The organism is Campylobacter pinnipediorum subsp. caledonicus (genome assembly GCF_002022005.1).
Lineage (GTDB): Bacteria > Campylobacterota > Campylobacteria > Campylobacterales > Campylobacteraceae > Campylobacter_A > Campylobacter_A caledonicus.
In genome coordinates this window covers 1,697,916-1,710,922 of record NZ_CP017258.1, presented here as the reverse complement: position 1 = coordinate 1,710,922, position 13,007 = coordinate 1,697,916, and the positions used below count along the sequence as shown (strand labels likewise).

Below are 13,007 nucleotides of genomic sequence, written 5' to 3'. Positions count from 1 at the left end.
TACCTAGCTAAATTTTACTTAAGGAGAAAAAGTTGAAAATTTCGATGATTGCTAGTGCAACTATTATAGGTGCAATGATGACGATAAATGTTTATGGTAGTTCATCTTTGGATGAAATAAATAATATACAAAACCAAAACCAAAACCAAATTAAAGAATTAGAAGAAGCTAGTAAAGATGGATTTCTTGATAAATTTAAGCAAGAAAAACAACAAATTGAGCAAGCTAAACAGCAAGCAAAAAATGCAAGATTAGAAGCAGAACAAGCTAAAGAAAAAATTGAAAAAGAAAAACAACAAGCAGAACAAGCAAGAAATGAAGCAGAAAAATTAAAACAACAAGCAGAACAAGAAAAAAAAGTAGCTGAAAATATAAAAAATAAAGCCTTACAACAAGCACAACAAGCACAACAAGCAAAAGAAAAAATTGAAAAAGAAAGACAAAAAGCTGAAACAGAAATAATACAAATTGAAAAAGAAAAAAAAGTAGCTGAAAATTTAAAAGATCGAAATGAAAAGATTAAAAAAGAAGCTGAAGAAAAAGTATTTGGAAAAAATGGAATAAACAGTAAAATTAAAAATCAAACAGAATTAAAAGATATTTTACAAGAATTAACCAAAGAAACTTTTAAAGGTTCAAAAAATGACCTTAATAATGCCATTGAAATTTTAAAAGGCGAAAATGGATATACTGATGATAAACTAAAACAATTAGCTGGTGATTTAAATGGTAATAAAAATAATGAAAAAATAAAATTATTGGAAACTCTGTCTAAAATAGGTTTGGTTAATAAATCAAAGCTTAACAAACTTGAAACAGAACAAGAAAAAACAAATAAATTAAATGAAATTATTGGTGGTAAAGAAGATAATAAAAAAGGTTTGAGAAAATTAATAGAAGATCTAAAAAATGAAACAGATTCGATTAAGTCTATGCTTGAAACAATAATTACTATCAAAAATGAAATTCAAAAAAAAGTAGAAGAAATAGTAAGTTTTGAACAAGAAATTAAAAAACAACAAAGTTTAGAAAATAAAAAACAACAAGAATTTGAAAAACAACAACAAGAATTTGAAAAACAACAACAAGAATTTGAAAGACAAAAGCAAATTGAAACAGAAAAAGAAAAAATAATCACAGAAAAAACTAAGGAATCAGAAAAACAAGCACAATTAGCACAACAAAAAACCGAAGAATTAGAAAAAGCTGAAAAAGCACTAGAACAAGCCAAAAAAGAAGCCGAACAAAAACTAAAAGAACTACAACCAAAACTAGAACAAGCCGAAAAAGAACTAAAAGAAGCCCAAGAACTAGCTCGTAAAGCAAAAAATCCAGAAGCAAAAGCTAAAATAATAGCAGAACTAGATAAAAAACTAGAAAAAGCCAAAAAAGATAGAGCAGAAGCTATATCAAGTGATAAAAATTTAGAACTAAACAAAGATGAAGCTCAAACAACATCATCTTTATTATCTGTTGTTAATAATAAAGAGGTTGAGAATTTACTACTTAATGTTAAAGCCAAAGACATAGCTACTTTAGCTAAAAATATAAATAGCACATTAGAAGAAGTTTCAAAAGAGTTTAAAGACAATAAAACAGTAGATACACTTTTATCAAGTGTTGGTTCAGCTATAAACTCAAGACTTGCTAAACTAAGCAATCCATTAAATGATGATCTAGCATTAGCTTATGCTATAAAAAATCTAAGTGATAATAAATTTGCAGATAATGCAGATACTCTTTCAAGTGTAGTAAAAGAGTATACAAATAGATTTAACTATGACAGCAACCTATGGGGAAATATCATGGGTGGTAAAGCTAAATTAAAATCTCAAGCAAATACAAATACTTATGGATTTATGCTAGGTTATGATAAAGCATTTGATAATATGATAATTGGTGGATATGCTGGATATACTAATGCTAAGTCATCAAGCAATACACTAACAACCAAATCAGATAACTACCACTTTGGTGCTTATACTAGAATGTATATTGATCAAAACGAAATAGATGCTAAAGTATCTTATGGTAAAGGTAAAAACAAACTAGATAGAAAAGTAACTACAAACCCAGACTTTGATGCTAATGGTAAATATAATACTAAATTCTTTGATGCAAGTATTGATTATGGTCATATATTTGATACAAACAACAACTCTTTTATGAAACCAATGATTGGTTTAGAATATAGCCATGTAAGTACTAAAGGCTTTAAAGAAACTGGTAAAGTTCCTGTAAGCTTTAAAGGAACTACTGTAAAAACACTATCAGCTAAAGCAGCAGTAGAGTTTAGAAAATACATAGCAAACGGTAACTTCTTATACATAACTCCAGGTATCCAAAAAGAGTTACGTAAAAGTATGAAAGATACAGAACTAGCATTTGTAAACTCAACAGAAAATATCAAATATGCATCTAAAAAAGATAAGCATACATTCTTTACACTTAAAACAGGTGCAGAGATGAAACTAACTGATAATCTATCTACAAATATAAACTTTGGCGTAAAAGCTAAATCAGAATCAAAATACTACAATGGAACTGTAGGACTTTCTTATAAGTTTTAATTACACAAACCACAACTCTAACCAAGGGTTGTGGTTATCACACAATACATAAACAACACTAATCTTATAAAACATACAAATTTATATCAAATATTTAGCTTATTTTAATAGGGGGGGGGTAAAATATAGTTTTTATATCTATAAATGCATATTAAATATAGATATAATCTATATAAAAGGAGAAAAAATGAAAATTTCAAAGATTGCATGTAGCACATTATTAGGTGCTATTATCGCTACAGGTGCTTTTGCAGATGCAAATAAAGAGAAGCAAGATTATCTTACCATAAAAGACGTGAAAGATAATATTGTTAAAGAGGTTAAAGCTTTTAAAGATAGTTTAAAAAGTGTAGATGCTGGTAGTTATCTTTTTAAAAACTATAGTTCTAAATTTCCAAAGGATTTTTATGACGACAAGGGAAATCCATCACTTAAAGAATTACATAGTCATGCTACTAAATTAACTGAATATTTTGATGTGATCAACAAAGATAAAAAAGGTGTTTTTATACCTAAAAATGGTAAAGATACCTGCAAAGATAACACAAACGATTGTCTTTTTGCTATTGATGTCAAAAAAAATGAAGTTTATCTTGATGGTGAAAAAATAGCTGAGTTAGAGGGAAATAGGATAGTATTTAAAGGTGGTGATGATAAACCGTTAGGAAAATACAAGAAAACCAATAAACCATTAGATGAGTCTTCATATTTAAAACTACAAGATTTTATAAACAAAGAAGTAAAAAAAATTGCAGATAAGTATGCAGAAGAAGCTTTAAAAAAAGATAATTTTAAAGATGCAGATAAAAAGCTTTTAACTGAAGCTATAGTAACAGCTAATGAATTAAATAACAATGAAGCTCAAACAGTATCATCTTTATTAAATGTTAAAGATGATAAAAAACTTTCTGGTATTATAGAAGAAGACTATGATGCTGAAGATATAGCTATGTTAGGTAAAGTGTTAAACAAATCTTTAGAAGATATTACCAGTGGCTTTAACAATATCGATACTATAGATGCTATAATATCAAATACTGGATTGGCTACAAACTCAAGACTTGCTAAACTAAGCAATCCATTAAATGATGATTTAGCTTTAGCTTATGCTATAAAAAATCTAAGTGATAATAAATTTGCAGATAATGCAGATACTCTTTCAAGTGTAGTAAAAGAGTATACAAATAGATTTAACTATGACAGTAACCTATGGGGAAATATCATGGGTGGTAAAGCTAAATTAAAATCTCAAGCAAATACAAATACTTATGGATTTATGCTAGGTTATGATAAAGCATTTGATAATATGATAATTGGTGGATATGCTGGATATACTAATGCTAAGTCATCAAGCAATACACTAACAACCAAATCAGATAACTACCACTTTGGTGCTTATACTAGAATGTATATTGATCAAAACGAAATAGATGCTAAAGTATCTTATGGTAAAGGTAAAAACAAACTAGATAGAAAAGTAACTACAAACCCAGACTTTGATGCTAATGGTAAATATAATACTAAATTCTTTGATGCAAGTATTGATTATGGTCATATATTTGATACAAACAACAACTCTTTTATGAAACCAATGATTGGTTTAGAATATAGCCATGTAAGTACTAAAGGCTTTAAAGAAACTGGTAAAGTTCCTGTAAGCTTTAAAGGAACTACTGTAAAAACACTATCAGCTAAAGCAGCAGTAGAGTTTAGAAAATACATAGCAAACGGTAACTTCTTATACATAACTCCAGGTATCCAAAAAGAGTTACGTAAAAGTATGAAAGATACAGAACTAGCATTTGTAAACTCAACAGAAAATATCAAATATGCATCTAAAAAAGATAAGCATACATTCTTTACACTTAAAACAGGTGCAGAGATGAAACTAACTGATAATCTATCTACAAATATAAACTTTGGCGTAAAAGCTAAATCAGAATCAAAATACTACAATGGAACTGTAGGACTTTCTTATAAGTTTTAATTACACAAACCACAACTCTAACCAAGGGTTGTGGTTATCACACAATACATAAACAACACTAATCTTATAAAACATACAAATTTATATCAAATATTTAGCTTATTTTAATAGGGGGGGGGGGTAAAATATAGTTTTTATATCTATAAATGCATATTAAATATAGATATAATCTATATAAAAGGAGAAAAAATGAAAATTTCAAAGATTGCATGTAGCACATTATTAGGTGCTATTATCGCTACAGGTGCTTTTGCAGATGCAAATAAAGAGAAGCAAGATTATCTTACCATAAAAGACGTGAAAGATAATATTGTTAAAGAGGTTAAAGCTTTTAAAGATAGTTTAAAAAGTGTAGATGCTGGTAGTTATCTTTTTAAAAACTATAGTTCTAAATTTCCAAAGGATTTTTATGACGACAAGGGAAATCCATCACTTAAAGAATTACATAGTCATGCTACTAAATTAACTGAATATTTTGATGTGATCAACAAAGATAAAAAAGGTGTTTTTATACCTAAAAATGGTAAAGATACCTGCAAAGATAACACAAACGATTGTCTTTTTGCTATTGATGTCAAAAAAAATGAAGTTTATCTTGATGGTGAAAAAATAGCTGAGTTAGAGGGAAATAGGATAGTATTTAAAGGTGGTGATGATAAACCGTTAGGAAAATACAAGAAAACCAATAAACCATTAGATGAGTCTTCATATTTAAAACTACAAGATTTTATAAACAAAGAAGTAAAAAAAATTGCAGATAAGTATGCAGAAGAAGCTTTAAAAAAAGATAATTTTAAAGATGCAGATAAAAAGCTTTTAACTGAAGCTATAGTAACAGCTAATGAATTAAATAACAATGAAGCTCAAACAGTATCATCTTTATTAAATGTTAAAGATGATAAAAAACTTTCTGGTATTATAGAAGAAGACTATGATGCTGAAGATATAGCTATGTTAGGTAAAGTGTTAAACAAATCTTTAGAAGATATTACCAGTGGCTTTAACAATATCGATACTATAGATGCTATAATATCAAATACTGGATTGGCTACAAACTCAAGACTTGCTAAACTAAGCAATCCATTAAATGATGATTTAGCTTTAGCTTATGCTATAAAAAATCTAAGTGATAATAAATTTGCAGATAATGCAGATACTCTTTCAAGTGTAGTAAAAGAGTATACAAATAGATTTAACTATGACAGTAACCTATGGGGAAATATCATGGGTGGTAAAGCTAAATTAAAATCTCAAGCAAATACAAATACTTATGGATTTATGCTAGGTTATGATAAAGCATTTGATAATATGATAATTGGTGGATATGCTGGATATACTAATGCTAAGTCATCAAGCAATACACTAACAACCAAATCAGATAACTACCACTTTGGTGCTTATACTAGAATGTATATTGATCAAAACGAAATAGATGCTAAAGTATCTTATGGTAAAGGTAAAAACAAACTAGATAGAAAAGTAACTACAAACCCAGACTTTGATGCTAATGGTAAATATAATACTAAATTCTTTGATGCAAGTATTGATTATGGTCATATATTTGATACAAACAACAACTCTTTTATGAAACCAATGATTGGTTTAGAATATAGCCATGTAAGTACTAAAGGCTTTAAAGAAACTGGTAAAGTTCCTGTAAGCTTTAAAGGAACTACTGTAAAAACACTATCAGCTAAAGCAGCAGTAGAGTTTAGAAAATACATAGCAAACGGTAACTTCTTATACATAACTCCAGGTATCCAAAAAGAGTTACGTAAAAGTATGAAAGATACAGAACTAGCATTTGTAAACTCAACAGAAAATATCAAATATGCATCTAAAAAAGATAAGCATACATTCTTTACACTTAAAACAGGTGCAGAGATGAAACTAACTGATAATCTATCTACAAATATAAACTTTGGCGTAAAAGCTAAATCAGAATCAAAATACTACAATGGAACTGTAGGACTTTCTTATAAGTTTTAATGTCTAGATAAACGACCCCTTTTAGGGGTTGTTTTATATAAAATAAGTAGCGCTTAGCTATAAAAACTAAATGATATGTAGATACCTCTTAACTTCGCTTATAAGAAATTCATAAACTCTTTGTTGTATAAGCATTTCATGTTCACACCCACTCATAAGTCTTCTTAGGTGTGCAAAGTCTATCTTTTTCGCATATCTTTTGTGTGTTTTTAAATCTCTGTCTATGCTCATTAAAAGCGAGTCTAGTGTAAGTCTATCTTTAGTTTTTACCTTTGCTACATACTCTTTTGTGGCTTTAACCAAAAATGTTTTTCTTGTTTCATCGTCTGAATAAATCTCATTAGCAATATCATAAAGCATTACAAAGTCATCTTCACTAGGATCAAATTTAGAGCCTATTATTGCTGCAAAGACTTTGGCTCTAAACTCTAGTGATTTATGGTGATAAACTAAAAATTCGCGAAATGCCAATAAACAGTTTAATTTAAAATTTAATTGCATATTTTATAATTTTCCTTACACTTTAAAGTATCGATTATGTCACAAACGATTTATCTTTGTATAGTTTTGTTTGTATCCATTTTTTGATTAGTAGAAAAACCACGATATTTTTGCTCTTTACCGCCATGCATATCTATGGAGCCATTGTTGTATGCGTAGGTAAAACATAAGCCAATCGCGATCGTAAAAAATATTTTTAACACATTAACCTCAAAAAAATTATTTACCCAATACTACCAATAAAAGTTTTAATTTTTCTTAAAAATAAAAATGTAAAATTCAAATAGACTTTTTATCAAATAAAAATTAAAGGTGAGTTTATGAAGACAGCTATTATGATAGATATGCAAGATAGTTTGCTTAATGTTATGTATAATTCAGACAAGTTGATAGATGAGACTATGCTTTTGCTAAGGGGTCTTGAAATTTTAGATATAAATCTAATCGCAACAGAGCAATACCCAAAAGGTCTTGGTAAAACTAGTGAAAAATTTAGTGAGTTTTTGAAAAATCCAGCCTTTGAAAAGATAGAGTTTTCTTGTATAAAAAATGAAAAAATCAAACAAGAGTGTATGAAATTTGATGAGTTTATAGTTTTTGGAATAGAGGCTCATATCTGTGTTTTGCAAACTATAAAAGATTTAGTAAGTCTTGGTAAAAAGGTTACTTTGATAGATACTTGCACATCATCTAGGTCAAAAAAAGATAAAAAAACAGCTATAAATCATATAAGAACACTTGGTGTTGAGATAAGTAGTGTGCAAAGTGTATTGTTTGAAATTTTAAAGGATTCAAAACATCCAAAATTTAAAGAGATATCAAATTTAATAAAATAAAACGCACTAAACAAGTGCGTTTTTGATTATTATTTGTAAGCGTTTATAGCGTTTTGAAGTATATCCTGCGCTGTTTTAGCATCTTTAAATTCTTTAACTTTTACCCATTTGTTTGGCTCAAGCATTTTGTAAGTTTCAAAGAAATTTTTGATCTTATCTAAACTAGCTTTTGGTAAGTCTTCATAGCTTTTTATATTGTTATATCTAGGATCTATTTTACTTACAGGAACAGCAAGTAGTTTTTCATCCATACCAGCTTCATCTTCCATAACTAAAACACCTATTAAACGGCACGGTATAACGCTACCAGCTTGTAGAGGGTATTCATTTAAAACTAATATATCAGCAGGGTCGCCATCGGCAGCTAGTGTGTTTGGAACAAAGCCATAGTTTGCAGGATAGAACATAGCTGAGTAAAGCACTCTATCTACTACAACAGCTCCGCTTTCTTTATCTATTTCGTATTTTATGTTTGAGCCATAAGGGATTTCTATCACGGCATTTATTTTATCAGGATTTGAGCCAACTTTTATTTTTGAAATATCCATATTTTTCCTTTGAATTTAGATTTAAAATTGGCGAAAATATTAGTATATTATTGCTTTTAATATCATAAAATCTAAAATAATATATTTTTTAGCTTTTTCAGGCTATCATTTTACACATGGAAGTATTAGATATTTTAAAAAAAACTAACATTAGAATTACTCCACTTAGACTTCAGATACTTGATATTTTAAGCAAAAGTGAACATCCTATAGCTTACGATGAAATTTTATCAAAGCTAAAAGTAAATAAAACAACTGTGTATAGAAGTCTTGAGCTTTTTGAAAAGCATTCACTTGTCATAAAAAGCGAACATGACAGAAAGGCGTTTTATGAGCTTGGTAGTGAAGCAAAGGCTTATTTTGTCTGTGATATCTGTCATAAAATAACAAATATAGAAATTCCAAATGTATCTGGTGCAAAAAGTATAAAAAGTGCTGTTATAAAGGGAATTTGCAATTCATGTTCATAAGGATTTTAATTTGAAAGATAAACTTTGGGATAAAAAATCAAGCAAATACCCTCGCTATAAACCGGAATTGGAAATTTTTAATGAGGCTATATTTTTAAATCTGCAAGATTTCGGTGTTGATTTTAAAGATAAAGATGCATTGGATATAGGTTGCGGGACTGGTATTTGGACACTTTATCTAGCTAAAATTTGCAATCACATAACAGGCGTAGACAGCTCTTTAAATATGCTCGAGATATTAAAAGAAGATGCAAACACTCACAATATAAAAAACATTGATACCTTGTGTTCTTCTTGGGTTGATTTTAAACCAAATGAGCATTACGATATAGCTATAAGCACGATGAGCCCGGCTATCGGTGAAAATGATGATTTTCAAAAATTTAGCGATATTGCCGATACTAAGATATATTTGAACTTTTCAAGACCAAGAAAATCAACCCTTTTGGAGCCATTTTTTGAAAGATTTGGCGTTAAACCTTTTGCTTTTAACTCATCATCTAGGCTTGAAAAATGGCTTATGGAAAATAATATAAAATTTAAAAAAATAATTTTTGGAGAGAGCAGAAATGTAATACGCTCAAAAGATGAGGCGTTTGAAAATATATGTTGGCATTTGGATATTAATAATGCAAATTACAATAAAAATTTAGTTTTAGATATGCTAAATGACTCAAAAAACGATAAATTTTCCGAAAAAATAGAAAGCTTAATAACTCTTTTTGTGTTTTAATTGTATAATTTAGTCCTTAAGCTTTATGGAGATATTATGAAAAAGATTTTGGTTTTATTCTTTTTTGTTGGTTTATTGTATGCAGATATATTTGCTCCCTCACTTGGAATTTTGTATAACGAAGCTAAAGCAAACTTAGGAAAAAAGATATTTTTTGATAATCGTTTGGGCGCCAACGAAAATAAATCATGTGAAACTTGTCATAATTTATACTGGGACTTTAGCGGCACTATAAGAACTAATTTACAAAATAATAAAATAAATCCACCTAGCATATTAAACGCGGCTTTAAATTATATATTTTTTAGGAATGGAGACCATAGAAATATATATGATCAAGTTTTAAAGTCGGTAACTTCTAAGCATGAGCTTGGAGTTGATAAAAATGAGATTATAACAAAAATTTCCAATGTAAATGAATACAGGATAGCCTTTTTAAAGATATATGAAGATGGTGTTACATTTGAAAATATAGTTGATGTTTTGGTTGAGTTTGAAAGAGCAGTTTTGTCTGTAAATTCTCCATTTGATAGATTTTTGATGGGGGATTCTAATGCTTTAAGTGAAGAAGAAAAAATAGGCTTTGAGCTTTTTAAAAATATAGGTTGTGTTGCATGCCATAATGGAATTAATCTAGGCGGTAATTTAATGCAAAATATAGGAGCTTATGAAGAAATTTTTAGTAATATGGATAGTTCAAGGATATTTAAAGAACAAATATATAAAGTCCCTTCTTTAAGAAATATAGCCAGAACAGCACCATATATGTCAGATGGATCTATTTTATATTTAAAAGATGCAATAATTCATATTGTTAATTTACAATCTATACACAACATTGATAAAAAAGATGTAGATTTGCTTTATAAGTTTTTATTGTCGTTAAATGGAGAATATCCAAGGATACTTAAATGAATACACAAAAAATTAGATTTTTATTATTTGTTTTTATCGTATTTTTTGGTATTTCTTCGTTTTTTGTTTTTAAATTAAGTAAAGCAACTGAAAATAATAGCATTTGGCGAAATGCAATAATGAATTTAAGGCTCTTAAATAAAGAAATAGATGCTTATTTTAAAAATAGCTTAGTAAATACAAATTATGATGAAATTAATACAGTTTTTGCTGATTTTAAAACAAATCTCGATCAATTAAAAAATGTAGATAGCTTTTCTGTTTTGTCAGACATATACGGTAACGACAATGATATAGCTATTATACAAAATATATATTTAAAAAAGCTTCAGTTGCTAGATAGATTAAACTATGTAAATTCAAGCATCGTGTCTTTTTTATTTGAGTATGAATATATGCTTGATAAAAATTCTGAGTTTAAAAAATTCGAACCTTTATTTTTGAAATTAAAATATGTTGATTTTTCTAATACTCGTTCTATCAAGGGGATCGAGCAAGATATAATCAACTTAAAAAATGATATCGATATAAATACAAAATATTATAAAGATATTTTGCAAAAAACACAAATGATACTTTTTTCATTAAAATTACTAAAAGAACTTCACCAACAAAATGTTATCTTAAATTTATCTAGTTATTTAGACAATATACTTATAGCTTATGATCATCAATATGCTCGTATTCTTGATTTATTGCAAATTTTTATGCTTTTATCTTTTTCTATATTTTGTTTTGTTTTGTTTTTTATTGCTCTTCAAAGTTTGTCATATTTCAAGATTTTAAAAGAATTGGCTATGGTTAAAACAGCTGTTGATAATAGTTTTGGTTCGGTTATTTTTACAAATATTTCAAATAAAATAACTTATGTAAATAAAGAGTTTGAAAGATCAAGTGGATACAAATCAGGTGAGATTATAGGCAAAAATCCGAGCATGCTAAAATCTTCATTGCATGGTGATGAATTTTATGAGAATATTAGAAGTAGTATTATGAACCTTGAGGAATGGGACGCCAATGAACTTGTAAGTAAAACTAAAAGTGGCCGATACATACACGAAAAAGTCAAATTTTTACCTTTTGTATATGAAAATAAACTTTCTGGTTTTATAGGCTTGAAAATGGATAGAACAAAAGAAACTCGTATGGTCTATGAACTTGAATTAAAAAATGAACAATTAAAAGTACAATCAGGTATAGACAAACTCACTGGTTTTGGAAATTATTTTGCGATGACAGAAAGACTCGAAGAGAAGAAAGATGGTATTGTTGTTAGTATAAATATTAAAAATTTTGATAATTTACGCTTTTTTTATCAAACAAATACAACTGAAGCAATGCTAAAAGCTTTCGCAAATACACTTAAGCTTTGTGTTGATACTTCAGAGATTAAAGGTGAGCTTTTTAGGTTTCAAGATGATGAGTTTTTTATGTGGTATATCGGAGATGATATAGACAAAGATATAGGTTATATACAGGATTATTTTAGCTTTAATACTATAGAAGTTAAGGTTGGTAATAAGATAGAAAATTTACCTGGTGTAAAGATTGTGATAGGCGTAAGCTCCTTAAATGATACAGAGCAAACAAATAGGCTTATGCAAGCAATTCTTGCCAACCAAGAAGCAAGAAAAGAGGCTGTAGATATATATGCCTATAAAGAAAATGATGCAATAGAATTAAGGTATTATAAAAATCAAACTATAACTCAACTTATAGAGTATGCGCTTGAAAATGATACTGTAGTTGTTGAGTGTCAGGGTATCTATGATGTATCAAAAATAGGCGAAAAAGCGACATATTATGAAATTTTGGTTCGTATTATTGATGAAAATGGAAAGATAAGATATCCTGGAGAATTTTTGGAAATTGCAATGCAAGCGCAGCTTTATACTCAGATAACTAAAAAAGTTATAAGTCGCGCCTTTTTGCTTGTAGAAAAATATCCTGATTATATGTTTTCTGTAAATCTTTCCGGAATAGATATCATAGATAGTTCTGTTCGTGAGTTTTTAGAAGAAAAATTAGAACTGTGTTCCGATCCTAGTCGTATTTGTTTTGAGATATTAGAAAGCGAAGAGGTTAGTGACTATGGTATAGTAAATTCATTTATCAAACACATAAAAGGCCATGGGTCTCAAATTTCTATTGATGATTTTGGCTCAGGATATTCAAACTATTATCGAATTTTAGAACTTGATATTGATAATATTAAAATAGATGGTTCTATTATCAAAAAATTACCTTATGATAAAAATTCCCAGTATTTGGTCGAAACTATATTAAATTTTGCTTCAAAACAAGGATATAATGTTGTTGCAGAGTATGTTAGCTCTGAAGAAATTTTAGAACAAATTAAGAAATTTAAAATACCTCTTGCACAAGGCTTCTTGCTAGGCAAGCCTCAACCTTCCGATTCTCTTTAAAATTTTAGCTATTGTACTTTAGTACAATGGTA

11 protein-coding genes are annotated in these 13,007 nt (G+C 28.3%); 8 read left to right on the top strand and 3 right to left on the bottom strand.

All coding sequences use genetic code 11. The features are described 5' to 3' along the window. The first annotated feature begins 32 nt into the window (after positions 1-32). The 3 genes from CPIN18021_RS08555 to CPIN18021_RS08545 all read left to right on the top strand — a co-directional run bounded on the left by CPIN18021_RS08555 (position 33) and on the right by CPIN18021_RS08545 (position 6,546). Positions 33-2,570 carry an autotransporter outer membrane beta-barrel domain-containing protein gene (locus tag CPIN18021_RS08555; protein ID WP_078424838.1) on the top strand — a complete coding sequence of 846 codons (2,538 nt, stop codon included), beginning with the start codon at positions 33-35 and terminating at the stop codon, positions 2,568-2,570. Between the two features lie 187 nt (positions 2,571-2,757). Next, a complete protein-coding gene (locus CPIN18021_RS08550) occupies positions 2,758-4,557 on the top strand; it encodes an autotransporter outer membrane beta-barrel domain-containing protein (RefSeq protein ID WP_078424837.1) in 1,800 nt (599 codons plus the stop codon). 189 nt (positions 4,558-4,746) lie between these two features. After that, positions 4,747-6,546: an autotransporter outer membrane beta-barrel domain-containing protein gene (locus CPIN18021_RS08545; RefSeq protein ID WP_078424837.1), complete on the top strand. Its 1,800-nt coding sequence runs from the start codon at positions 4,747-4,749 to the stop codon at positions 6,544-6,546. Between the two features lie 66 nt (positions 6,547-6,612). On the opposite strand, the gene CPIN18021_RS08540 is transcribed toward CPIN18021_RS08545, so the two are convergent. Beyond that, positions 6,613-7,047 (bottom strand): hypothetical protein, encoded by a 435-nt coding sequence (locus tag CPIN18021_RS08540; protein WP_078424836.1) that lies wholly within the window; start codon positions 7,045-7,047, stop codon positions 6,613-6,615. Between the two features lie 50 nt (positions 7,048-7,097). Further along, positions 7,098-7,250: a hypothetical protein gene (locus CPIN18021_RS08940; RefSeq protein WP_157886677.1), complete on the bottom strand. Its 153-nt coding sequence runs from the start codon at positions 7,248-7,250 to the stop codon at positions 7,098-7,100. 117 nt (positions 7,251-7,367) lie between these two features. Here CPIN18021_RS08940 and CPIN18021_RS08535 point away from each other — a divergent pair, with 117 nt between their 5' ends. Next, positions 7,368-7,883 (top strand): isochorismatase family protein, encoded by a 516-nt coding sequence (locus tag CPIN18021_RS08535; protein WP_078423966.1) that lies wholly within the window; start codon positions 7,368-7,370, stop codon positions 7,881-7,883. Positions 7,884-7,912: 29 nt separating this feature from the next. On the opposite strand, the gene ppa is transcribed toward CPIN18021_RS08535, so the two are convergent. Beyond that, positions 7,913-8,431, bottom strand: coding sequence for an inorganic diphosphatase (ppa, locus tag CPIN18021_RS08530; RefSeq protein WP_078423965.1), 519 nt, complete (start codon positions 8,429-8,431; stop codon positions 7,913-7,915). A gap of 116 nt (positions 8,432-8,547) precedes the next feature. Here ppa and CPIN18021_RS08525 point away from each other — a divergent pair, with 116 nt between their 5' ends. Genes CPIN18021_RS08525 through CPIN18021_RS08510 form a run of 4 tightly spaced genes read left to right on the top strand, consistent with a single transcriptional unit; the run spans position 8,548 to position 12,975 of the window. Further along, on the top strand, positions 8,548-8,901 hold the full coding sequence (locus tag CPIN18021_RS08525) for a Fur family transcriptional regulator (protein ID WP_078423964.1): 354 nt from the start codon (positions 8,548-8,550) through the stop codon (positions 8,899-8,901). Positions 8,902-8,911: 10 nt separating this feature from the next. Next, entirely contained in the window at positions 8,912-9,634 is a 723-nt protein-coding gene (locus CPIN18021_RS08520) for a class I SAM-dependent methyltransferase (RefSeq protein ID WP_078424835.1), read from the top strand. Positions 9,635-9,670: 36 nt separating this feature from the next. Next, positions 9,671-10,549 carry a cytochrome-c peroxidase gene (locus tag CPIN18021_RS08515; protein ID WP_078424834.1) on the top strand — a complete coding sequence of 293 codons (879 nt, stop codon included), beginning with the start codon at positions 9,671-9,673 and terminating at the stop codon, positions 10,547-10,549. Beyond that, on the top strand, positions 10,546-12,975 hold the full coding sequence (locus tag CPIN18021_RS08510; protein ID WP_078423961.1) for an EAL domain-containing protein: 2,430 nt from the start codon (positions 10,546-10,548) through the stop codon (positions 12,973-12,975). Before CPIN18021_RS08515 ends, CPIN18021_RS08510 begins: the two co-directional genes overlap by 4 nt. The last annotated feature ends 32 nt before the right edge of the window (positions 12,976-13,007 follow it).